Origin of the sequence: Aequorivita viscosa (assembly GCF_900106795.1) — a bacterium.
GTDB lineage: Bacteria > Bacteroidota > Bacteroidia > Flavobacteriales > Flavobacteriaceae > Aequorivita > Aequorivita viscosa.
The window spans coordinates 19,408-44,536 of record NZ_FNNS01000019.1 but is presented as its reverse complement, the minus strand read 5'-3'; the positions used below and the strand labels follow the sequence as shown (position 1 = coordinate 44,536).

17 protein-coding genes and 1 pseudogene are annotated in these 25,129 nt (G+C 37.0%); 11 read left to right on the top strand and 7 right to left on the bottom strand.

Annotation, left to right across the window (positions count from 1 at the left end; translation table 11 throughout):
- Position 1: 1 nt before the first annotated feature.
- From BLW28_RS11340 to BLW28_RS11330, 3 genes are all read right to left on the bottom strand, one after another.
- On the bottom strand, positions 2-1,075 hold the full coding sequence (locus BLW28_RS11340) for a saccharopine dehydrogenase family protein (RefSeq protein WP_234946486.1): 1,074 nt from the start codon (positions 1,073-1,075) through the stop codon (positions 2-4).
- Positions 1,076-1,192: 117 nt separating this feature from the next.
- Positions 1,193-3,463, bottom strand: coding sequence for a translocation and assembly module lipoprotein TamL (gene tamL, locus BLW28_RS11335; RefSeq protein WP_394331666.1), 2,271 nt, complete (start codon positions 3,461-3,463; stop codon positions 1,193-1,195).
- A 35-nt stretch (positions 3,464-3,498) separates the two neighbouring features.
- The gene (locus BLW28_RS11330; RefSeq protein WP_234946485.1) at positions 3,499-8,709 is read right to left on the bottom strand and encodes a translocation/assembly module TamB domain-containing protein; all 5,211 of its coding nucleotides are present in this window, start codon (positions 8,707-8,709) and stop codon (positions 3,499-3,501) included.
- Between the two features lie 164 nt (positions 8,710-8,873).
- On the opposite strand from BLW28_RS11330, the gene BLW28_RS11325 reads away from it, so the two are divergent.
- Both BLW28_RS11325 and BLW28_RS11320 read left to right on the top strand, forming a co-directional pair.
- Positions 8,874-9,398 carry a YceI family protein gene (locus BLW28_RS11325; protein WP_073219390.1) on the top strand — a complete coding sequence of 175 codons (525 nt, stop codon included), beginning with the start codon at positions 8,874-8,876 and terminating at the stop codon, positions 9,396-9,398.
- 75 nt (positions 9,399-9,473) lie between these two features.
- Positions 9,474-10,349, top strand: coding sequence for a pirin family protein (locus tag BLW28_RS11320; protein ID WP_073219387.1), 876 nt, complete (start codon positions 9,474-9,476; stop codon positions 10,347-10,349).
- Between the two features lie 72 nt (positions 10,350-10,421).
- Here the strand turns inward: BLW28_RS11320 and BLW28_RS11315 are convergent, their stop codons facing one another.
- Positions 10,422-11,048, bottom strand: coding sequence for a Crp/Fnr family transcriptional regulator (locus BLW28_RS11315; protein WP_234946484.1), 627 nt, complete (start codon positions 11,046-11,048; stop codon positions 10,422-10,424).
- 236 nt (positions 11,049-11,284) lie between these two features.
- Here BLW28_RS11315 and BLW28_RS11310 point away from each other — a divergent pair, with 236 nt between their 5' ends.
- The 3 genes from BLW28_RS11310 to BLW28_RS11300 all read left to right on the top strand — a co-directional run bounded on the left by BLW28_RS11310 (position 11,285) and on the right by BLW28_RS11300 (position 15,748).
- Positions 11,285-13,228, top strand: coding sequence for a heavy metal translocating P-type ATPase (locus BLW28_RS11310; RefSeq protein WP_083540738.1), 1,944 nt, complete (start codon positions 11,285-11,287; stop codon positions 13,226-13,228).
- 979 nt (positions 13,229-14,207) lie between these two features.
- The gene (locus BLW28_RS11305) at positions 14,208-14,486 is read left to right on the top strand and encodes a DUF3817 domain-containing protein (protein WP_073219494.1); all 279 of its coding nucleotides are present in this window, start codon (positions 14,208-14,210) and stop codon (positions 14,484-14,486) included.
- The gene (locus BLW28_RS11300; RefSeq protein WP_073219384.1) at positions 14,486-15,748 is read left to right on the top strand and encodes a mechanosensitive ion channel family protein; all 1,263 of its coding nucleotides are present in this window, start codon (positions 14,486-14,488) and stop codon (positions 15,746-15,748) included. The genes BLW28_RS11305 and BLW28_RS11300 overlap by 1 nt, the downstream gene beginning before the upstream one ends.
- Position 15,749: 1 nt before the next feature.
- On the opposite strand, the gene BLW28_RS11295 is transcribed toward BLW28_RS11300, so the two are convergent.
- Positions 15,750-16,139, bottom strand: a complete 390-nt coding sequence (locus BLW28_RS11295) for an acyl-CoA thioesterase (RefSeq protein WP_073219381.1) — start codon at positions 16,137-16,139, stop codon at positions 15,750-15,752.
- Between the two features lie 304 nt (positions 16,140-16,443).
- Positions 16,444-17,805, bottom strand: coding sequence for an NAD-dependent succinate-semialdehyde dehydrogenase (locus BLW28_RS11290; protein WP_073219378.1), 1,362 nt, complete (start codon positions 17,803-17,805; stop codon positions 16,444-16,446).
- Positions 17,806-17,988: 183 nt separating this feature from the next.
- Here BLW28_RS11290 and gcvT point away from each other — a divergent pair, with 183 nt between their 5' ends.
- From gcvT to lpxD, 6 genes and pseudogenes are all read left to right on the top strand, one after another.
- Positions 17,989-19,071, top strand: a complete 1,083-nt coding sequence (gene gcvT / locus BLW28_RS11285; protein WP_073219375.1) for a glycine cleavage system aminomethyltransferase GcvT — start codon at positions 17,989-17,991, stop codon at positions 19,069-19,071.
- Positions 19,071-19,985 (top strand): annotated as a pseudogene (locus tag BLW28_RS11280) (glutaminase). The gene gcvT and the pseudogene BLW28_RS11280 overlap by 1 nt, the downstream one beginning before the upstream one ends.
- A gap of 18 nt (positions 19,986-20,003) precedes the next feature.
- Positions 20,004-20,864 (top strand): sugar nucleotide-binding protein, encoded by an 861-nt coding sequence (locus BLW28_RS11275; protein ID WP_073219372.1) that lies wholly within the window; start codon positions 20,004-20,006, stop codon positions 20,862-20,864.
- 94 nt (positions 20,865-20,958) lie between these two features.
- Positions 20,959-21,240 carry a 4a-hydroxytetrahydrobiopterin dehydratase gene (locus tag BLW28_RS11270; RefSeq protein ID WP_073219368.1) on the top strand — a complete coding sequence of 94 codons (282 nt, stop codon included), beginning with the start codon at positions 20,959-20,961 and terminating at the stop codon, positions 21,238-21,240.
- Between the two features lie 201 nt (positions 21,241-21,441).
- Positions 21,442-22,167 (top strand): YebC/PmpR family DNA-binding transcriptional regulator, encoded by a 726-nt coding sequence (locus BLW28_RS11265; RefSeq protein ID WP_073219364.1) that lies wholly within the window; start codon positions 21,442-21,444, stop codon positions 22,165-22,167.
- Positions 22,168-22,412: 245 nt separating this feature from the next.
- A complete protein-coding gene (lpxD, locus tag BLW28_RS11260; RefSeq protein WP_073219361.1) occupies positions 22,413-23,408 on the top strand; it encodes a UDP-3-O-(3-hydroxymyristoyl)glucosamine N-acyltransferase in 996 nt (331 codons plus the stop codon).
- Between the two features lie 111 nt (positions 23,409-23,519).
- Here the strand turns inward: lpxD and lpdA are convergent, their stop codons facing one another.
- Complete coding sequence (gene lpdA / locus BLW28_RS11255; RefSeq protein ID WP_073219358.1) at positions 23,520-24,920, bottom strand: dihydrolipoyl dehydrogenase; 1,401 nt, start codon at positions 24,918-24,920, stop codon at positions 23,520-23,522.
- Between the last annotated feature and the right edge of the window lie 209 nt (positions 24,921-25,129).

Here is a 25,129-nt window from a genome sequence, read left to right as displayed (position 1 = left end):
ACTATTTAGGATCCTTATACGTTTCATACATTGACCCAAAATGTGATTTGATAAACATATCGAAAGGTATTTCTTCTTGTTTAATAAACCCTTGATTTTTCAACTTTCCTTCCGAAACCAAATCTACAACGGTTGAAATGCTACAAGCAGTAGTCCAACTTATGGCCCGCCAATCTTTATTATCTAAAGTTATTTTTCGATAAGATTCTGAAAACTCTTTTCTTCTCAATTTACCATCCAAAATACCTTCGACTGCTGCATAGACCAAAACAATATCGTCATCTACCAATGGCAATGCATTGTTTAGAATATCTTTCGCCAACTTTCTGTCATCTTTCAAAAGTAGGTCGTAAAGCAATAACTTCATTCCGTCTCTGTGCCCTGGATATCGTATGGTTTTATAATTTAAAGTATCTACTTTTCCTTCTAATGTTTCGCACATTGTTCCTAAGCCGCCCGAAGTTAAAAAGGCTTCATACTGTCGGCCATTTATATTAATTGACTCCACATCGTCCAACGAACTAAGCATTTTTCGATTTCCGTTTTGAATTACCTCAGCATCATTTAAATATTCATTAATAACCCCTTCTGCACTCCACGTAAAGCTATATCCTAATTGTCCCATTGGGTGCAATGGCAAAGCACCGACACGTAATTTCACCGAACGAATTTCCGAAAACTGTTCGTAAAGCCCAGCACCTAAAATTCCAATAAATCCAGGGGCCAAGCCACATTGAGGTGCTAATACTGAATTGCTATTTTCAGACATTTTCAGAATAGCATTTAGGGTTGGCACATCTTCGGTTAAATCGAAATAATGAACGCCCATATCAACAGCTGTTTCGGCTATTTTAATATTGAGGAAATACGGCAAGCACGAAACTACTGCATCCTTATCTTTTAGAAAATCACGAATGTTCTTATCGTTGGAAACATCTCCTTTTAAAACTTCGAATGGCAATTTATCTTTAACATCAAACTGATCCATTCCTTCTACTTCATACTTTGAACTCAGTAAGGTGGCAACTAGACTGCCTACTTTTCCAAGTCCCAAAACAGCTATTTTTTTTATCATCTTTTATAGTATTAAATTAAGATGAAAGTTAACTTTTTAAAACTAGCAATCCAAAGAAAAGGAGTTGATAAATCTACGTGGTTTTTAAAATAGAATGGGATTAATTCTCTTAACGGTCTAGAACGGATATCCAATTCCAAAATTGAAAATTGGTTGATCAACCTTAAAGTCAAATCGTTGTCCCTTTTCCTGAGATGGGTCGTGGAAAGGAGCTGCTAAATCAAATCGAATTACAAAGCCTTGCACGTCTACACGCAGTCCTACGCCCGCTCCCATTCCTAATTCGCTAATAAAACTGGAAGTAAACTTGTCTTTATATTCATAAACTTCGTTCCCTTCAGAATTCCAAATATTACCTGCATCTACAAATAGAGCTCCTTTCAAAAATGAAATAATTGGGAAACGATATTCAATATTAGCTTCTAACCGAATATTTCCCGTACGGTCAAAATAGTCGCTTTCTTGATCATTTCCTCCACCGTATGTCCCTGGTCCGAGTGAACGTATTCGAAATGAACGCACACTGTAAGGACCTCCAGAATAATATTGTTTTACATAAGGCATTACATCCGAATTTCCATAGGGCAAACCATAGCCACCAAAGAGTCTTGTGGCTATAACTTGATCGCGTCCTATTTTTAAATGATATCTAAAATCGACGTCTATTTTTGCGTATTGGGCATATTCCATTCCCAAAAATGACTTTTTGCCATCCTCATTTTCTTTTCCCAATAAACTGATGCTATTTCCAGCCACATCAACATTGGTATTAAAGAAAAATTGATGTTCACGATACGCATCAACCATTCCGTTATACGTAAATGAATAATTAAGTCCGGAGATAAATTGCTGTTCAAAACTTCGTTTAAGAAAAGGGTTTTGAGTGAGAATAGAGTCAAATTCTACAGAAGTGTTTAGCAACTTGGTATAGTTTACAGAAATAGGAATTATCTCGTGCGTTACATATCTGTTGGCTTGCCAAGAGTATCCAAATTGTGCCGTCGCTGCTAAAAGTGAATACAATTTTGTTCTGCTAAGGTAATCTACACTAATGCTGGTTTTTGTTTTAGGGATATTGTATTTAAAAAAATCACTATTAATTTTTATGGGAAATATAACCCGTGGAAAAATAAGCTCATTCTTTAACCCAAAAACAATACTTTCTGTTCCCTTTTTATCACCACTCGCTGATTGAAATTCATAGCCGAATTTTGCTGTAGTGTTATATGATTCACCTCCTTTAAATAGATTCCTGTTACTATATGTTAAAGAAATTCCAGGTCCAGCAAAATCATTGGATTTGGTTACTGCCTGAAGCTCCGCTCGAATTGAACGTTTATTTAGTGGCGATAAATATATGTTAGCTTCTAAGCTCCCTACACTGTCGGTAAGCACAGAATCTCGCTCAGTGTATTGAATGTTTACGAACTTATAGGCCCCAATAGTGGCAAGCCGCCTAGCCGTGTTTCTTGAGTCGGACGGACTGTAAAGCTGACCTTCTTCCATAGTAATAAATGGATCTAAATACTTTGGCTCGAAGAAGTCTTCGCTATTTATAAAACTTTTTTCATCAAAGCGCACCTTTTCTCTAATCGTAGAATCTTGCACATCGTAATTGGCGTATACATTAATTTTAGAAATGTGATATGGCACTATGGATTTTTTAGGCACCTCTTTTTTTAAGCGTAGAAAAAGATCGTACTTTTTATTTTTATATTGATTTGTATCCGCTTCAAAAATTAAGAAATCGGAATTAAAATTATAATAGCCTTTTTGTTTTAAATCACCATCGATACGCTCTCGTTCCATTTTCATTCCTGCCAAATCAAAACGCATTCCTTTTGAAAGCTTTGTCTGTGAAACGCTTTTTTGAATTTCGGAATATATTGGTTCGGGCAAGGTATCCACTTTATAGCGTTCCATTCTATATGCTGGAAGAACTTTGAGTGTATAGGTAATCGAAGCTTCTTTTTCGGTTTCTTCAAATTCTGAAAGCACAGAGCTGTAGAAAAAGCCTCTATTTTCCAATCGATTAAGAAGGATATCGCTAACTTCGTGCTGTTTAACGTCACTTTGATAAACGGGCTCCTCTCCCAATCTTTTGTACAGAAACTTATTGATGAACCCAGGATTCTCCTGTTGCATTTTATAGTAAAAGTAAAGTCCTAGGTGCATACCCAAGAACTTCTTATTCGGCTCGGGACGTAATGCTTCTGTCAATACAGATTCCAATTGTTTTTGATTCTCTATAATCGAATCTGATTTTATTTCAATAGCTGCTCCAGTGTAAAGTCGCTCCTCTTCAGGAATGTGTTTTTTAATTCCACAGGATTGCATTACAATAATTATTGTAAATAGCAGCGCTAGTATTTTAATGGTAAACTTCAACTTACAACTATTTTTTTAAGTAATATAATTTGCTGTTATTCTTCATCATCTCCCTCTGGCTTGCTATTTTTAATTTGCTTTAATTCTTCCTTCTCTTTTTTCTCCTCTTCTAATTTTTCTTTCGCTTCTTGTTCTTTTTTTACTCTTTTAGCTTCAAGTCGCGCTTCCTTTTCTTCTTTAGTTTCACCTTTCAAAAGTGCTGTCCACAATTCATCAAACCTATTAAATTCTTGTGTAAAAATCAGGGCAATACCGCTGACAATGGTTTGCCCATCAATTACGTTTTCAAATTCGTTTCGTTGAAAACCCTTCAACCTATAGCGGCCGTTTTCAGTTAAAAGATATTCCAAACTTACATTTCCGATAATTGGAGCGGGTTCATTGGAGGGATTACTTCCTTGCAAATCCACCTCGCTACCTACACGCACAATTAATCTATCATTAAAGAGTTTTTTTTGCGCTGCAATGTCCAGCTGGGTGCGTTCTTGAGGTGTATCGCCTTGATAATCTGTATAACTATCCAATCCAAAATCGAGCTCTAAACCAGTATTTCCCAAAAGTTTGTCCGAAAACGTATTCAATTGATCTGAAATCGCATCGTTTAAGTTATCGCGAGCCACAGAAGCAAAGCCTCCACGGCTTCCATCGCTACCTGGTTCAGGATAAAACCGATTTAAAACCAAAAGCGAAAACACTTGTCTATTCAGCTCCCCTTCCTGACTGTTTATTTGCTGTAATCTGCCGTAAACTTGTCCTCCTATGGCACCTTGTTCGTTTTCGGGCATATCCATAGCAAATGAAATTTCGGGTTGTGTTAACTCTCCATCTACATTTAAATAAACATAAAATGGCAATACTTGACGATATTTACTCTTTACAGAAGGGTCTGATCCTGAAGTTACGGGCGCCATTAATGCAGAAGCGGAAGTTTCGACCTTATAAATCGCTCTTACATCCAATTTTGCATCGAATGGATCTCCAGACCAGCTTACACGGCTTTTGGGAGCCAATTCAAATTTTCGGCTTACCAGGTTGTATAAATTCATTTTATAATGACCACCGCTTATGTCATAGACTCCACTCAGCGTCATCTGGCCATTCGGACTAATTCTAAGATCTAGATCTCCGTCACCGAAAACGGCAAAATTATCACCTGTTTCCTGATCTATTATGATATTTACTTTTGCTGCTTTTCCTATTTTTAAAAGTGCGTTTACATCAATACCTGTAAGTGTTCCTGTTTCTTCTTTTGTTTGTGTTAAAATTGCATCTGGATTTTCCCTATTCACAAAAAGCACGACTCCGCCCCGTTCTTCAATAGATACAGATGATGAAGGTAACACGTAGGTAATATCGGTATTGTCGCCCACACCAATTTTCGCATTTAACTTTGGAATTAGTAAATCGCCTGTTAGCCTTGCGTCTAAATTAAAAGAAGCTGTTCCGTATAAAAAGTCATTATCTTCTTTAGTGGCATTGAGAACCTGAAAGTTTTGAGAATTCAATTTTAAATCGAAGGTTGGATTAACAACATTTTCTATTCCTACCTTCCCAGATATTACCAACTTATTTTGATTCTTATCCCGGATTGTAAGATTGTCCATATATAAACCTTTGTTGTCGACCCTCAAAATTTCATCGGCTAATGTAAAAGGAGCGTTGAGCTTTGCAATTGTAAAATCGGCATTATGAAAATGTAAACTACCTTCATAAATTGGCTTTGTTGGACTTCCAGAAACCGTTAGTTTTCCTGAAAAGCTACCTTTACCGTCTTTAATTTCATTCATAGAAAAGCCTTCCAAAGCACGCATCTTGAATTCATTTATATCTAGATCTAAATTCAATTTCGCTTCTCTTTGTTCTGCCAGGTAATCACCCGTTAAATCCAAATCGACATCACCTTCTTTTAGCGCCAAATCGAAGTCGTATCTATCGCCTCCCAACGATTTAGCGTCCACTGTTAGCACTCCCAAATCGACATCGAGAATTTCTAGATTATTTACCGAAAGGTCTGCCAAAAGTCCTAAATCGCCGAAAGGTTCAACAAAAACCAAGTTTCCGTTTAAATCGCCTTTTGCCAGCTCTTCTTCAGGATTTAAATAATTGAGAATTTCACTTAATTTGAATTTTTTGAATTTTACAGCAAAATGCTCTTCTGAAACATCCGAAAATTTGTCGGTAATTTCTACAGATTCATCATTTCGATTAAAATTGAAATTATTGAATACTAACTTATTTTTCGAAATAAGCACTTCATTATCGCTAGGTGTTTGCCACGGGTTTCTGTCTAAGATTAAATTCTCGGGCAATATGTGAAACCTAAGTGTGTCCGACGTTCCCGTAATTTGAGACTGAATATTGATAAACGTACTATCTTTATAAATTGACTTGAAATTAAGAGAAAGTTCGTTGTCTTGCTGCTTTCCTGCTATTTTAGTTTTTGGAATATCTAATGGTCCACCTTTTAAACTCTTGAAACCTAAATCGTACACAAATTTTTCTTGGTCAGTATCCATTGTAAAGGCAAGACTGTCCAGAATAATATCGTTATAATTAATATGTGGTGCCCAAATGTCTGCTTTTAGTTTTCGAGCAGATTCATCAAAATCTACTGCAATTTTTACAGTATCGAGCTTTTTTACATTGACCAAAAACACATCATTTAAAACTGGGGCTTCAGCTATTTTTCCTTTTACACTAAGGATTACTGGATTTCGAAGGGTGTCTGGAATATTCTCTTTTCTTGAAAAATAACTAAAAATGTGTTTTTGAATAGAGGTGCCAAAGGTTGCAGGGTCGGTATTACTTTCCAAACTTAGATTAACGATTTTATTATCAACCCAAATTGAAGTAGTATCGCTCCGCACGTGCGCCGTAGCCAATACGTCACCCAATAAATAAGACTTGTTGTCGTAAACCACTACGCCGTCCCCAATTGTTGAAATCACATCAAAGCCGTCTTTATTTCCTACAAAATCAGCATCGAGTTTTAAGGCTGCGCGCACATCGCGATCCATCAGGCCTAACGATTGAAGATTGACGCCAATAATGTTTAAACTTGCCATAACTTGTGGCGCTATGGAGTCTAGCACGATATCGGCTGTTAAATCTAAATTCAGATTTTTGTCTTTATAATTTGAGATAAGATTTCCTTTACCTTCCTTAATCTTACCATTGATAGCAAGGTCTTCAATAGCATAGCCGTTAAACTTAAAACTAGAAATATTCGCATCCAAAACGGCATCGAGATTATTGATGTCTTTTCCAGAACCTTCTGTTTTTAAGTTAAGGCTCAAGGCTCCCAATTGCTCATCTTGGAGTAATTCACCGAGTTTATATTCAGTAATTTCAAGGTCTGCATCAAATGAAATATCGGCATCGTTTTTAAAATGTCCGTTAAGCGTTGCAATACCTTGCGAAGTTGTTAAATTTACCGATGCAACTACATCTTCAAGATTTCCTTTGGCATTACCTTTAAGCAAAATATCTTTGGGCAGGCTAACCCCCAAATCTTCCTCATTCACAAACTTGATTAAATCATTTCGATTTGTTTTGGCGACAAAAGTTGAAATATTGAATTTCAGGTTATCCGGATCAGTAGCATTTTTTATAGATCCTGCTGCAAAAACTTGAGTCGTATTTCCCCAGCGAACTCTTACATCTGGAAATTGAATAGCAGAAAGATAGCCTGAAGCATTTACGTTTCCGGTTACATACCTCGTGCTTAGCGTTTTTAAATATTCGTTCTTTCTGAGTTCTGGTTGAAATTTAAAAACATCTTTTAAATCCACACGAAATGAAGGAAAGTTTAAAGCAACCTTAGATTGGTCTGGAACCTCAATAACCTTAGCGAGTGAAGAATAATCTAAGCGTGCTTTCCCATTAATTATATTGTTGTTAAGCGCCAATTTTAAACCATCTACTTCCAGGAAATTATCTGTAGCCTCAAGTTTCAACGTCATTTCCTTCAAGTCTAGCCCAGAGCCTTCTTGAAAAGTCAAAGCTTTTAAATTGAGACCTGCTTTCTTATCTTTCAGAAAAATAGAATTGGCTTGTAATTGAAGGTTCTGAAGTGCAATCGCATTTGGATTGAATTCATTTTGCTTCACTTTATCGTTTCCTGCAAAATAGTTCAAATTATTATTTTCAAAATCTATGTTGGCAACAGCAATTTTAAAATCGGGCCACTCAAATTGTTGAATATCTTCTTTTGCATCGTCCTTTACTTCTTGCGCTTTTTGGGTAATGGCATTATTTTCAACCTCAGTGTTTATTGTTATAATGGAGTTTTTCAAATTAAAATCACCAACAACAATATCATTATTGGCCAAATCAGCCTTTTCAAGTTCTAAATAAATGTCGGACACTTCCATCTCTGCTGCGATTCCATCTGCATAGGACTGATAATCGACAAAAATGTTTTTCAGACTGAGTTTATCCAATTCCAAATACGGCAAAGGCGAATCCTCTGATGGCGTTGGTGGCACAGGAGATTGAATGTATTTTATTTTTGAGTTGGAAATAGCAATTGCCGAAGCTCGGAAATCCATTTTTTCCACGTCGGTTTTCTTCATCTGAAGATTCAGTTTTCCTATTTTAAACTGACTGTCAATACCCAAGACCGCATCTTCAAAAACAACGTTAAAATCTCGAAAGTTTATATCGCCAAGAACAATGTTCATCGGAGCAGCCGTCGTGTCTGCTGCTACCGTAGTTGTATCGGCTGTGGCAAAAGCGTCTATTAAAAATTGAAAATTATAACCGTTGATAGAATCCTTACGGATAACGTTCGCTCTTAGCCCTTCCCAATCCAGATAATCGACTCCTATACCATTTCCGCGGATTATTGGCAACAGCGGAACCCCGGCTTCGAGCGATTTTGAATAAACCAAAGTGTCGCCTTTTGTATCTTCCAGATATACGCCTTTCAGCATTATATTGCCATCAAACGTAATAAAGAGTTTTTCAATTTCAACCTTGGTATTGGTTTTATCGGAAACGTATTTCACAGCACGTTGCACAATAATATTTTGTCCCCAAGGGCTGCGAACAAAAAGCACGAGTAGCACAAACAGGAGAATTAGAATCCCGAAAGTCCATCCGATGATTCTTAAAATCCTGTGCTTTTTAGGCTTTTTTTTCTGTTCTTTTTTCTTTTCCAATGGCTTGTTTGGCAATCTCCAAATGTAGGGAAATTCAACTACAGTATTTTTAAATATACCGCTAATCAAAGGGTATTTAGGCATAAACCTATGTTAAAAATTTCACTTGAAACCAAATTAATTCAAAATATCAATATACTGTTAAGTATTCTGCAGGCGTGCCACTTTCTTATCATACATCAATGTGAAGTCGAAAACAGACAGCTACTTTTGTAGTGTAAATAATTAATAACTAAAAACATATAGATATGGAAGAAAGTAAAAACACAACTTGGAAAATTGATTCTACACATTCAGAAGTAGGATTTAAAGTAAAACATATGATGATTTCCACGGTAAGCGGAAGTTTTGAAGAATTTGATGGTGAAGTAAAATCGTCTTCAGAGGATTTCAAAAATGCACATTTTTCGTTTTCAGCAGCTATTGATTCTATAAACACAAAAAATAAAGATCGTGACAATCATTTAAAGTCAGACGATTTCTTTGGTGCGGAAAACCATCCAAAATTGACTTTTACTTCAAAATCATTTGATGGTGAAACAATGGTGGGAGATTTAACCATTAAAGGATTTACTAAAGAAGTAAAATTGGACACAGATTTCAACGGAGTCGCAGTTGATCCGTACGGACAAACCAAAGCTGGATTCGAATTTGAAGGCCAAATAAACAGAAAAGATTTTGGTCTTGCTTGGAGTTCAGTAACAGAAGCTGGAAGTATTGTTGTTGGCGAAAAGGTGAAATTGGTTGTTTCGATTCAATTTGTCAAGCAATAGATTTCAATTCAAGCTTTTGATAAATTTATTGTTCAAATTCCAAAAAAAATAAAAATCCAAAAAGAGATAAAAAAAATGCGAACAAAAAAAATAGAACGCGTAGTAAGTCCGCCTCGACCACACATGGTCGGGGACGGATTTCGAGTTCACAATTTCATTCCTTCAGGACTGCAAGTTGGTTTTGAGCGGATGGATCCATTTTTAATGTTGGATTACAACAGTAAATTTTACTTTCCTCCTACCAATGAAGCCCGTGGCGTGGGTGTACACCCGCATCGTGGTTTCGAAACCGTGACAATTGCTTATAAAGGAAAAGTGGCACATCACGACAGCGCAGGCAATAGCGGCGTAATCGAAGAAGGTGATGTGCAATGGATGACGGCCGCTTCTGGAATACTTCACAAAGAATATCACGAAGAAAGCTTTAGCAAAGCAGGAGGCGATTTTCAAATGGTGCAGTTATGGGTAAATCTTCCTGCGAAGGATAAAATGAGTCCGCCCAAGTACCAAGGCATCGTAAACAGTGATTTACAAAAAGTTGAACTCCCTGAAAACGCAGGTATAGTTGAAGTGATTGCGGGCGAATATCAAGGTATAAAAGGAAGCGCTTCAACTTTTACTCCCGTGCATCTCTTCAATGCAAAATTGAATAAAGGAGGAAAAGCAAGTTTCAGCTTTCCTGAAAACTACAATACCGCTGTTTTGGTAATTGAAGGAAACATTAAAGTGAATAATTCCGAAGAAATAACGACTGACAGTTTGGGGTTGTTAGCCAATGAAGGAGAAGCATTCAGTGTTGAAGCTACTGATAATGCAGTGGTTTTAATTTTAAGCGGAGCACCCATTAATGAACCCATTGCCGCACAAGGCCCATTTGTAATGAACACCCGTGCCGAACTTGTTCAAGCGATGAATGACTTTAATATGGGGAAATTTGGGTATTTGGAATAAACTTGTATTGGAATTATAGCGTTGGATTTTGTTTAGGCCTCATAAGTTTTAAAAAACCTATGAGGTCTTGCTTTATGATGGTTTAAAATTACGACGCGCCAGCTCTTTTCGAACCCTACTCAAACTTTCAGGAGTTATCCCCAGATAAGATGCAATCATCCACTGTGGAACTCGCAATAACAAATCGGGGTACAATTCAATAAAACTTAAATACCGCTTTTCTGCGGGGGCACCGAGCAATAGGTTAAGACGTTTTTGAATGTGCCGGATGTGATTGTGCAATAATTTATCATTAAACTTCCCAAAGTTTTCATCTAACTGCGATGCCCGATTCATAAAATTTTCATCTAATAAAACTACTTGGGAATCTTCAACCGCTTCAATATATATTTCGGAAGGATCATTAAAATAAACACTGCTTCTATCCATAGCAAACCAATTTTCGGGAGCAAATTGAATTACGTGTTCCTTGCCGTCTTCACCAAGGGTATATGATCGCAACAAACCTTTTTCGACAAAAAATGAATGCCGACAGAACTCGCCCGCTCTCAGGAGAAATGCTCCCTTATTAAAGTTTCTTTTTTCTAAATCTTTATACAGCCGTTCCGCATCACTGGCAGAAATTCCCGCATTCATTAGGTATTTATTGAATCCGTATTCTAAAGCATCATTATCCATTGTTTCTTCTCGAATATTCATTTTTAAAAGTACCAATAAACTTTGATTTTTTTTCAATCGAAAATCACCTTCTGAAAGAGTTTTTTAAACCTTAAAAACCTGCAAATTACAAGCGGACATTTGTTAATGCACTTCGGTTGCATTCCTCTATTCCATAGTTTTGGTAAAAATTAATAGTCTTTAAAAGATAAAAGGAGTAACCGAAAGTCAGCGTTATTTCTGATTCTGAAGAATTAAGAAAAAGGATAAAAAAGTAAATGAAAAATATAAATAGCCCTTCTGCAGATATACAGGTTGAAGATGGTTGCTGCGGTTCCACACAAAACCCTGAAAAGGAAAACAAAACAAATTATAAAATCTACCTTCCCGCTTTTATCAGCTTTATAATGTTGATTACAGGAATCGTTCTTGACAACCTCGAACTTCCATTTTTTAAAGGAGGTGTACGTTTGGGATGGTATTTAGTAGCCTATTTCCCTGTGGGGTTTCCTGTTTTAAAACAAGGATGGGAAAGTATTTTAAAAGGCGATTTTTTTACTGAATTCTTTTTAATGGGAATCGCAACTATCGGGGCTTTTGCCCTTGGGCATTATCACGAAGGGGTTGCTGTAATGCTTTTTTATACGTTGGGTGAACTGTTCCAACATTCGGCAGTTCATAAATCGAAGCAAAATATAAAGGCACTTTTAGACATACGTCCTAATGTTGCGATGGTTTTTCGGAATGGCAAATTCACAGCTGTACATCCGCAAGAAGTATTTGTTGGAGAAAAAATTCAAGTGCGAAATGGTGAAAAGGTTCCATTAGACGGAAAATTGCTTTCCAAAAGTGCATCCTTAGATACGGCTGCAATTACTGGTGAAAGCAAGCCAGACACCATTCAAAGCGGCGAAAGTGTTTATGCGGGAAGCATTAATTTGGAAAACGTAATTGAAATAGAAACTACCAAAATTTTTGAAGATAGTTCTATTTCCAAAATATTACATTTAGTTCAAAACGCGACTTCTAGAAAGTCCAAAACAGAACTTTTTATTCGAAAATTTGCTCGGGTTTACACTCCCATTGTCGTGTTTGCAGCGATCGGTCTCACGCTCCTACCCTATTTTTTTGTAGAAGAATATATGTTTCAAGATTGGCTTTATCGGGCTCTGATATTTTTAGTTATTTCCTGTCCTTGTGCGCTGGTAATTTCAATTCCATTAGGCTATTTCGGTGGTCTGGGAGCAGCTTCCAAAAACGGAATTCTTTTTAAAGGAGCCTCATTTTTGGATGGTATCACCAAAATAAATACCGTGGTGATGGATAAAACAGGAACCTTGACTAAGGGTGTTTTTAAGATTAAGGAAATCAAAACATTCGAGATTAATAAAACTGAAATGATGGCGTATTTACAAGCTATTGAAGCTCAATCTACGCACCCGATTGCCCGAGCCATTTTGGAATTTGAAAATGAAACAGAATTCGTCGCCTCGAATGTTACAGAAATTGCAGGAAAAGGACTGAACGGAATTGTAAACAATAAAATGATTTTAGTAGGAAATAAAGCCTTGATGGATTCACATCAAATCGAAATTCCTTCAGAAACCAATCAAATTGTAGAATCTATCGTAATGATTGCTATCGACGGAAAGTTTTCGGGATATGTAACTATTGCAGACGAATTAAAGGAAGATGCACATCAAGCCATTCAACAACTTCGTGAACTGGGCATTAAAAATATAATAATGCTTTCTGGCGATAAGGCTTCCTTAACCGAAAAAATTGGTCGCGAACTTGGACTTGAAGAAGCCATTGGAGGTTTGCTTCCTGAAGATAAATTAAACAAAGTTGAAACCCTTAAAAAGATATCTAGAACCAAAGTTGCATTTGTTGGCGATGGAATAAACGACGCTCCTGTAATTGCCGCCAGTGATGTGGGGATTGCCATGGGCGGTTTAGGAAGTGATGTGGCGATTGAAACTGCCGATGTGGTAATTCAAACAGATCATCCTTCAAAAATTGCACGCGCCATCAAGATTGGCCGTTCCACCAGAAGTATTGTTTGGCAAAATATTGCATTGGCATTTGGTGTTAAGCTAATTGTATTGATTTTAGGCGCGGGCGGAATTGCCACAATGTGGGAAGCTGTTTTTGCTGATGTTGGAGTTGCTTTTTTAGCTATTTTAAATGCTATAAGATTGCAACGAATGAGTTGGAATTAGGATTCAAAAGATGCTGTAGCCAAAAAAATGACTTAGGACTTTTGAAGGTAAGGCGGTTTCGTGAGGTGATATAAAAAACAGGATTTGGCTAAAGCCAATGAATATGCCGTTTTTTTCCCCGAGCTAAAGCTCAGGGTTATTAGAAAAGCATTGATTCTAGCAGGGCAAAAGCTCCTATGAATAAAAGAATATCGAATATATCGAATAACCACGGGCTTTAGCCCGTAGAACAATGCTACAGTGCATTGGCTTTAGCCAAATGTTTACAAATAAAACTGAATCCCATCTTCTTACACCCCCGTAAAGTTATCCTCTATAGCCCCAAACTAAAACCCTGAGTTATTCGACAAACATTAATCATAACTTACTCAAAGCCCCCATGAATAAAAAGGATATCGAATAACCACGGGCTTTAGCCCGTGGAACTACGCTACACTGCATTGGCTTTAGCCAAATAGTTACACATAAAACTGAATCGCATCTTTTTACATTCCCTGTAAAGTTATCGTCTATAACTCCGAACTAAAACCCTGAGTTATTCGACAAACATTAATCATAACTTACTCAAAGCTCCTCACTGAATAAAAGAATATCGAATATATAGAATAACCACGGGCTTTAGCTCGTGGAACAATGCTACACTGCATTGGCTTTAGCCAAATGTTTACACATAAAACTGAATCCCATCTTTTTACATTACACTTAAAGTTATCGTCTATAACTCCGAACTAAAGCCCTGAGTTATTCGAAAAACATGGATCATAACTTACTCAAAGCTCCTTACTGAATAAAAGAATATCGAATATATCGAATAACCACGGGCTTTAGCCCGTGGAACAATGCTACACTGCATTGGCTTTAGCCAAATAGTTACACATAAAACTGAATCGCATCTTTTTACATTACACTTAAGGTTATACGCTCTTTAAATTGGGCTTGCCGATTGCTTAGTGTATATTTGCAAAAAAATTGTTTTGCAATGGATAAATCAGTTAAAGCCTTCCGATTAATCAGTTCTTTAGAAGCCATTTCGTTTCTTGTGCTCCTTGGTATCGCTATGCCTTTAAAGTACATTTGGGATATGCCACAAATGGTTCAATCGGTAGGAATGGCACACGGAATTCTATTCGTACTTTATGTATTAGGTGCTATTTATATGTACAAAAAGTTAAACTGGACACTTACACAACTCATTATTGCAATTCTTTGCTCCGTTGTACCTTTTGGGCCTTTTTATATAGAACGTAAATATTTATAATGGATAAGGAAACAATTCAAAATTATACGTATTGGCTTCAAGATAATCTTGAGGCTTTGGGCATGGAAGTGCAATGGGCTATATTTTTGAATATTATTGTTAATACCATAATTGCGTTAGCCGTTGTCGTGTTTGTTGACATTGTCGCTAGGCGCTTGGTTGTTGGATTTTTCCAAACTTTCAGTAGCAAAACCAAAACTTCATTCGACAATTACCTTTTAAAAAGCAATTTCCCGAAGTTTGTTACGCGCTTACTTCCGATACTTATTCTGCTCAATGTAGTTCCTATTATTTTTGTGGAATTTCCCTTAATTATTGAAATTCTTCAAACTATAGTTAAAATTTACTTTGTAATTCTGTTTGTTCTAATTATAAGAAGCATTCTGCGGACTGTCCGAAATTATCTTGAAGAAAACGAAAGATATGGAGATAAACCCTTAGAAAGCTACGTACAAATTCTGATGATTTTTGCTTGGGGTATCGGAATGTTCTGGATAATTCAATTGCTTACAGGGTATTCCTTAAAAAGTCTTGCAACCTTAGGAGCTGCTTCGGCGGTAGTATTGCTTATTTTCAAAGATACTATTCTCGGGTTTGTTGCAAGTATCCAAGTTTCAGTTAATGATATTGTCCGAATTGGCGACTGGATTACATTTGAAAAATTTGGAGCCGATGGAGATGTAGTCGAAATCAGTTTAGCTACGGTTCGAGTTCAGAATTTTGATATGACTTATACCACCATTCCAACCTACAGCCTTGTTTCAGATTCTTTCAAAAATTGGCGTGGAATGAGCGAAAGCGGTGGAAGAAGAATAAAACGCGCAATTTACATTAAACAATCTTCTATTAAATTTCTTTCGGATGAAGATATTGAACGTTTTAAAAAAATTGAACGGGTAAAACCATATATTCAACACCGACAGCGCGTTATTGAAAAATATAACGAGTCTAAAAATATAAATAGGGAATTACAAATTAACGGCCGAAACCAGACAAATCTGGGGATTTTTAGAAATTACATTAATGCTTACTTAAACGAAAATACCGCGATAAGCCAAGATATGTCGCTTATGGTTAGACATTTGGCTCCGACCGAAAAAGGGTTACCTCTTGAGATTTACTGTTTTAGTAAAGACAAACGTTGGGCCAATTATGAACATATCCAAGCCGATATCTTTGATCATCTTTTAGCAGCGTTATCCTATTTCGACTTAGAAGCATTTGAACTACCAACAGGAACGGATTTAAAACAATTGACTTAAACTATTTTGCAAGTCTATCTTTTGTGAATTCTTTTGCCGTTTTTCCGTGAGCAAAAGGTTTTCCGTTTTCATCTAAAGCCACCATTATAATTTTGGCGATACTGATAATTACTTCCCGTGTCATTTTATTTCGAACCTCACAGCAAAGGGTTAAAGAAGTATTTCCAAATCCAACAATGTCGATTCCTATTTCAATTATATCCCCTTTTTTGGCAGAGCTCTGAAAGTTAATTTCACTCATAAACTTAGTGACCGTCCGTGGATTTTCAAGTTGGATAATAGCGTACAAAGCTGCTTCCTCATCAATCCATTCTAACAACCTTCCGCCAAAAAGTGTTCCGTTAGGGTTAAGATCCTCTGGTTTAATCCATTTACGTGTGTGAAAATTCATTTAATGTTTTTTTAAGGTTTGGGTGCAAATTTAGTGATTGTTAGGTTTTAATTACCTTCAATTATTTTGAAAGGTTCACCTCGAATAAACGAATTATGTGTGAAGTTGAAAAATGTAAGTCCGATAGCCCGCCAGAATAACCTTGTCGGGCTGGCAGTGGAAGACGATATTAATTCTCACTTCAACATTCTACTTTCCTGATTACAGGAAAATTCAACTTCATACAAAATTATCAGATCGCCAATATGATAGATTAGAAGATATTGGTGAATTCGTGGTCCAACTTTTAGCTACTTACTTTTAGCTACTTATTTATATAAACCGTTTTCCGATTCATAAATTCTTTAATTCCGTGTTGGCTAAGCTCACGGCCGTATCCACTTTCTTTAATTCCTCCAAATGGCAAACGCGGATCGCTTTTCACTAATTCATTAATAAAAACCGCGCCTTCTTCAAATTGAAAAGCCAATTTTTCAGCTTCGTCAATATTTTCGGTAAAAATTGAAACCCCTAATCCAAATCGCGAAGTGTTAGATAGTTCAATCGCTTCTTCAATTGTTTCAAACGTGGTTACTGAAAGCACTGGGCCAAAAGTTTCTTCATTAAAAACAGCCATATCTTTAGTTACATTTGTTAAAACAGTAGGTTCAAAATAGGCATTTTGTCGTTTTCCTCCGAGAGCCAATTTAGCTCCAGATTTAATAGAATCATTTACCTGTTTTTCCAATTCTTCCGCAAGATCTTCCCGAGCCATTGTACCAATATATGTGTCTTCATCCATCGGATCACCACTTTTAAGTTCCCGAACTTGCTGCAATAGTTTCGCTGTAAAATCTGATGCAATCGATTCGTCTACAAGTAATCTTTTTCCAGCAATGCAACTCTGACCCGTATTTTGGTATCGCGCTTGCACACAAACATCAATTGTTTTTTCAATATCACAGTCTTTCATCACCACCAAGGCATTGCTTCCACCGAGTTCCAAAACTGTTTTTTTAATATTTTTCCCAGCAATTGAGGCTACGGAGGAACCTGCTGGCCCACTCCCGGTTAAGGTAACGGCTTTTATTTTTTCATTTTCAATAATACTTTCTACTGCATCGCTTCCAACTAGTAAAGTTGTAAAGCAATTATCAGGAAAACCAGCTTTTTTAAAGATTTTCTCAATATTCATTGCGCTACCGAAAACGTTAGAAGCGTGTTTTAATACACCTATATTACCCGCCATTAAAGCTGGAGCAGCGAAACGGAAAACTTGCCAATACGGATAGTTCCACGGCATTACAGCCAACACAACTCCAAGAGGCTCGTAACGTACGTAACTTTTATAAGCATCCGTTTTTACTGTTTCATTTTGAAGTTGCGCCTCAGCATTTTCGGCATAATATTCACATACCCAAGCGCACTTTTCCACCTCAGCGATGGCTTGGGAAATAGGTTTTCCCATTTCTTGCGTCATAGTTTCGGCGTATTCCTGTTTGTTTTTTCTGAGTTCCGAAGCTGCAGCCATCATTAGTTTTTTTCGTTCTGTGAAAGACGTTTCGCGCCAACTGTAAAACCGCCTGTCGGCTTTCAGAATTATGTCTTCAATTTCTTTTTTGGAATGATTTTTATATGTTTTAAACTCTTTCCCAGTATAGGGATTAATCGATGTGGTTGTGGCCATGCTTTTTATTTTAAAAGTACTGAAATCATTGAGAAAACGCCATCGATTAAGATGATTTTAACGGGAAGCTTAATTAAAATATACAGCTAAATAATCGTTAACTTTGTACGATTGTAATACATTTGCTTTTATCACAAAAAATATTTTTAATAACCAAAATAGTCCCGCTTTGGGAAAATTACCATGAAAAATACAGCTCTTACACATATCCATGAACAATTGGGTGCCAAAATGGTTCCATTTGCAGGTTACAATATGCCCGTTTCCTATGAAGGTATAAATATTGAACACGAAACGGTACGCAATGGCGTGGGTGTTTTTGATGTTTCGCATATGGGTGAGTTTTTGCTAACTGGTCCAAATGCGTTGAATTTAATTCAAAAAGTAACGAGTAACGATGCTTCAAAAATGGTAGACGGGCAGGCGCAATACACCTATCTTCCAAATGAAACTGGCGGAGTTGTGGATGATTTAATCGTGTACAAGCTAGCAGACGAAAAATATTTGTTGGTTGTAAACGCTTCTAATATTGACAAGGACTGGGAGTGGATTTCAAAGCATAATACAATGGGTGCCGAAATGCGTAATTTATCCGATGATTACTCTTTGCTTGCCATTCAAGGGCCAAAAGCAATTGAAGCAATGCAGTCAATTACTTCAGAAGATTTATCGGCTATTAAATTTTACAACTTTAAAGTCGCCGATTTTGGCGGAATTGAAAATGTAATAATCAGCGCTACTGGCTATACAGGCAGTGGTGGTTTTGAAATTTATTGTAAAAACGATGAAGTAGAACAAATTTGGAACAAGGTTTTTGAAGCTGGAAAAGACTTCGGAATTAAGCCTATTGGTCTTGCTGCTCGCGATACTCTTCGACTGGAAATGGGCTTCTGTTTGTATGGAAATGATATAGATGAAACCACTTCACCTTTGGAGGCTGGTTTAGGTTGGATTACAAAATTCACTAAAGATTTTATCAATTCTGAAAACCTGAAAAAAGAAAAAGAAGAAGGTATAAAAAACAAACTTATTGGTTTTGAATTGAAAGACAGAGGTATTCCGCGTCACGATTACGAAATTGCCGATAAAGACGGAAACGTAATTGGCAGAGTGACTAGTGGCACTATGGCACCTTCACTTAACAAAGGAATTGGAATGGGCTATGTTACCAAGGAAAACAGCACTCCAGGTACTGAAATTTTTATAAATATCCGAAAAAAACCAGTTGCCGCAATCATTGTAAAAACTCCATTCTATAAAGCATAATGCACGATTACCAAGGTATTTTAAACGAAATTCACACCACTCTCGGCAAGGTTGAGAATAAAGGCGAAGTTGCCAACTACATTCCAGAATTGGCGAAAGTAGATAAAAACAACCTTGGAATTCACTTACAATTAATAACAGGCGAAAGCTATTCAGCAGGCGATGCCTTTGAAAAATTCTCAATTCAGAGTATTTCAAAGGTATTATAGCTGGCAAAAGCATTTCAATTAGTCGGAACAGACCTTTGGAAACGAGTTGACGTAGAACCTTCAGGAAACCCTTTTAACCACCTTTCATTATTGGAATTGGAGAATGGAATTCCTCGAAACCCACTTATAAATGCTGGCGCCATTGTTATTGCCGATGTCTTGCTAACGCATTTAGAAAACCCAAAACAGGATTTTTTAAACTTTGTTCGCAATCTTGCCCACGACCAAAGCATCGATTTTGATGAAACTGTTGCGGAATCTGAAAGGTTAACAGGTTTTAATAATTTCGCCGCCGCAAATTTGTTGAAGTCTTTCGGAAATCTACAAAACGAAGTAGACGATGTTCTAGATTTCTATTTTCATCAATGCTCTATTATGATGAGCTGCGAACAACTTACCAATGCTTTTTTTGTGTTTGCAAACAAAGGAAAGTGCTTGGCAAACGTTCGTCATTTATCTGCTCATAAAGTAAAAAGAATCAACGCCATAATGCTTACCTGTGGCTTTTACGACGAAGCTGGCGAATTTGCATTTGAGGTCGGCCTACCCGGAAAAAGTGGTGTTGGTGGCGGAATTGTGGCACTATTGCCCAGCCATTACACCATTGCAACCTGGGCACCAGCTTTAAATACTCAAGGAAATTCATATTTAGGTATGAAGGCTCTAGAACTTTTTACAACAAAAACCGATTTGACCATCTTTTAAGCAAGTAACGAAATTTTAATGCAGGAAAAGAAGAAGGAGAAGGAGCGGATTTTAATTTTAGGCGGAAGTGGTTTTATTGGAAATTCAATTTACAAGGAGCTCCCCCCCTATTTTCACGTACGCGCCACATACTGCAAACAACACGGACTTTTTTCGGAAAATAAAATTTTTCACCAATATTGTATCGAGGAAAACTCCACGTTCTTATTGTTGAATACCATTCGTCCAACCGTAATTATATCAGCACTCACAGGCAATTATGAAAGCCTATTAAAAGTCCATCGGGAAATTGCCGATTACGCATTGCTCAATCAAAACTGTTCGGTTCTGTATGTTTCGTCTTCTGAAGTATTTGATGCAAAATGGCGCTATCCGTCGTATGAAAATGATGTAACACTTTCCGAATCGTCTTTCGGAAAATTCAAAATTTTGGTTGAAAAGCTATTGCTGGAAAAAGTTCCTTCACAGACTGCTATCTTGCGTTTACCTATAGTACTTGGCATCAATTCGCCAACAATTTTTCACCTACGTCAGTGCATTCGGCACGAGGCCACTTTTGAAGTGTATCCAAATTTGGTGGTTAGCGCGACCACAATTAATAAGGTATGCCAACAAATTCATTATATTATCAATCAATCTTTACACGGAATATTTCACTTAGGGAGTAATGATATGATTCACCACGAAGATCTTTTCAGGGAGATTACGTCCAAAATTGGAGATAATATGCCTATCTTTAAAAGTGTTTTTAGCAGCAATGAAGACAGATACAAGGCAATACTTCCAAAGACGAATAAATTACCAAGACAATATCAAATAACCGTTTCAGAAGTGATAGAAGAAAGTAGTTTAAACGAAGAAATCGCATCAGTTAAATAGGAATGGGGATTGAAGTTGAAATCGCAAAACTTGAACAACCCAATAGGCAGTAATATAATAATCACAATTTAAGAATACTATAAAACAAACAATTATGAAAGCATTGACAAAACAACAAATTGAAGAAAAACTGAAAGACTTTGAAGGATGGGATTACGAAATGGATGCCCTTCACACTGTTTTTGATTTCGAAAATTTTAAAGAAGCTTTTTCGGCTATGACCCGCATTGCCTTCGAAGCTGAAAAATTGGGGCATCATCCAGAATGGACAAATGTGTACAACACTTTAGAAATATTTCTTTCCAGCCACGATGCCGATGGTGTAACTGAAAAAGATTTTGAACTAGCGAAAATCATTGACGACTTGATAGGCTAAAACACCAAATAACAAGAGCCAAAGGGTAAATAAGCACCAAATTTCAAATAAGAACCAAATAACAAAAAACAAATTCCAAATGAGGTTAATTTTTTTGGAATTTGGAAATTCACTTTTGGATTTTTTTATATTTGAAGTCAGAAATTTGAATCAGTTACATTGGCGAATTTATTCTCCAAATAATTTAAAGAAGTATAAGAAATGGGAAGAGCTTTTGAATTTAGAAAAGCGAGGAAAATGAAGCGTTGGTCAGCAATGTCTAAAGCCTTTACAAGAATCGGAAAAGACATTGTAATGGCAGTAAAAGAGGGCGGCCCAGACCCTGATACCAATGCGAGATTACGGGCTGTAATCCAAAACGCCAAGTCGGTTAACATGCCCAAAGATAATGTTGAACGTGCCATAAAACGGGCTAGCGACAAAAGTCTTGGAGATTATAAAGAAGTAATTTTTGAAGGATATGCTCCTCACGGAATTGCGATTTTAATTGAAACTGCTACAGACAATAACACACGAACTGTTGCTAACATTCGTATGCATTTTAATAAGTGCGACGGAAGTTTAGGAACTTCAGGTTCCGTTTCCTTTATGTTTGATCATACTTGTAATTTTCGCATCAATCCGGAAAATATGGACATTGAAGAGCTCGAACTTGAATTAATCGATCACGGTTTAGAAGAAATTTTTGAAGACGAAGACGGTATACTAATCTACGCCCCTTTTGAAAGTTTTGGCGACATTCAATCCTTCTTGGAAGAAAAGAATATCGAAATCCTTTCTTCTGGTTTTGAGCGAATTCCGCAAGTAACCAAAAAACTAACTCCAGAAGAAGCCGCCGCTGTTGAAAAACTCCTAGAAAGAATTGAAGAAGACGATGACGTGCAGAACGTATACCATACAATGGAGGAGTCTTCGGAAGAAGAATAAATCATAAAATAAGAATAATAATGTAAAAGCCATCTCAAGTGAAAATTTGAGATGGCTTTTTTTTGCTGCAACGATACTGAACAAAAACAGATGTTTTATTTTATATTTGAAAAAATTCAAAGGTTTTATTGTCGTGTTGATTTTAAAATCACTAAAAATTGAAGGCATCACGAATTCAATTGAAACAAATTTAGATTATTTGCTAAAAGATTAAAAAACACATTTTAACGAAAACCACTTAGACAATGAAATCCTACTCCATAATCGAAATAAACAACCTTCTAAAAGGTGAATTAATAGGCTATACCGATCATAAAATTGAAGGTCCCGAAGAGATTAAAAAAGCGAATAGTAATCAAATTACATTTATAGGAAGCAAGAAATATGAAAAGTTCTGGGCAGACTCCAAAGCATCGGCAGCACTTGTAGGCCAAAACGCTACACTTGAACCAGGTACGAATCGTGCCTTAATTAAAGTGAAAAATGTAGATTTAGCGATGGCTCAAATCTTGGAACTTTACAATCCACCAGCTCCTGTATTTGACACAGACATACATCCAACAGCAGTTATTCATGAAACTGCAATAATTGGCGAAGGTTGTAAAATTGGCGCAAACTGCTACGTAGGAAAAGATGTTGAGTTAGGAAGTGGTGTACTATTATACCCAAATGTATGTGTGTTCGACGAAACTACTATTGGCAGCAATACTGTGGTTTGGTCAGGAACTGTAATTCGCGAACGCTGTATTATTGGCAGCCACTGTATTTTCCATACCAATGTAAGTATCGGGGCTGATGGCTTCGGATATAGACCAAGCGACGATGGTCGAGGACTGGTTAAAATACCTCAAATAGGAAATGTGATTATTGGACATTATGTTGAAATTGGGGCAAATTCGTGCGTTGATAGAGCAAAATTCAGTTCAACGATTGTCGGTGATGGTTGTAAAATTGACAACTTAGTGCAAATAGCCCACAACTCTGTTATGGGGCGTTTTTGTATTATGGCAGGCCATAGCGGACTCGCAGGCTCGGTAACCTTAGGCGATGGCGTTATTATAGGAGGAAGTGCATCAATTAAAGATCATACAACTATAAATTCTGGCGCGACTGTTGGTGCTGGTTCGGGCGTAATGAACGATGTTGAACCAGGAAAAACCGTTTTAGGATATCCAGCACAAGATGCACGGGATATGTTGAAGCAATGGGTTGCCATACGGCGATTTATGAAAACGCAATAGTTACAACCATATTACGAAGACCAAAAATAGGGTTCACGTTTTTGAAATTTTGATTCCATTTAATAAAAAAGTCCCACAATCGCGGGACTTTTTCAATTCTGTAATAAAGCATTAAATATGCAGTGGTCTGTTTTCTGTTGCTGCAAGTGCGGCTTCTTTAACAGCTTCGGCATAGGTTGGGTGTGCGTGGCTCATTCTGGCTATGTCCTCAGCACTAGCACGATATTCCATTGCCACTACTGCTTCCGCAATTAAATCGGCTACACGGGCTCCAACCATATGGACACCTAGAACCTCGTCTGTTTTCTTATCGGAAAGAATCTTAACAAAACCGTCAAGATCTCCACTCGCACGACTTCTTCCTAAAGCGCGCATCGGGAATTGACCTGATTTATATTCTACCTTGGCTTCTTTTAGCTGCTCTTCAGTTTTTCCAACCGAAGCAACTTCTGGCCACGTATAAACCACTCCTGGAATTAAGTTATAATTAATATGTGGCTTCTGCCCTGCAATAATTTCGGCAACTAATGTTCCTTCTTCCGAAGCTTTGTGTGCAAGCATCGCTCCACGAACCACGTCGCCAATTGCATAAATATTTTTAATGTTTGTCTGTAGTTGGTCGTTTACATCAATCATTCCTCGCTCGGTTACCTTAATACCAGCATTTTCAGCTTTAAGACCATCGGTAAACGGCTTTCTTCCAACAGAAACCAAGCAGTAATCGCCTTTTAAAGTAACTTCCTCATCTTTTTTGTCTGTTGCTGTAATGGTCACTTCCTTCCCTTTCTTGGAAACTGCAGAAACTTTATGGGAAAGATAGAATTTCACCCCTTGCTTTTTCATGACTTTAAGCAATTCCTTGCTTTGTCCGCCGTCCATTGTTGGAATAATGCGATCCATATATTCAACTACGGAAACCTCAGCTCCCAAACGTCGATACACCTGACCTAATTCTAAACCAATAACGCCACCGCCAATTACGACTAGATGTTTTGGTACTTCATTAAGACTCAAGGCTTCTGTAGATGTGATAACGCGCTCTTTGTCTAATTTTATAAATGGAAGCGAACTAGGCTTACTTCCTGTCGCGATGATGGTGTTTTTAGCTTCAATGGTTTGCTCCTTTTCACCAGAGATAACAATATGAGTAGCATCTTTAAAAGCACCAGTACCTGTATATACATCAATTTTATTCTTATCCATTAAATAATCGATGCCTTTGGTAGTTTGCTCAACGACAGCAGCTTTACGAGCTATCATTTTTTTGAAATTCAGTTTAACATCTCCAGGAATTTCAATACCGTGCTCCTCAAAATGCTTTATCGCGTCTTCGTAATGGTGAGACGAATCTAACAAAGCTTTACTTGGAATACAGCCCACATTTAGACATGTGCCTCCCAAAACATTGTATTTTTCAATGATGGCGGTTTTTAACCCTAATTGTGCGCAACGAATCGCGGCAACATATCCACCAGGGCCAGACCCTATTACTGCTACATCATATTTAGACATTTTTTTATGTTTTTTAAATGAAGTAACAAAGGTACGATTCTGCTTAATAGTTTAAAAATTTAGAGGTTTAATATTAGTTTAAAAGTTTATGAGTTTAGAAGTTTATGAGTTTAATACTTGTTTTATCAAATAGCTCTCTTGGGCGCAAAAATTTTCAACAGAACCAGTTACCCTTTATTCTTTATGTTCTTCAAAACCCAGTTCATCCA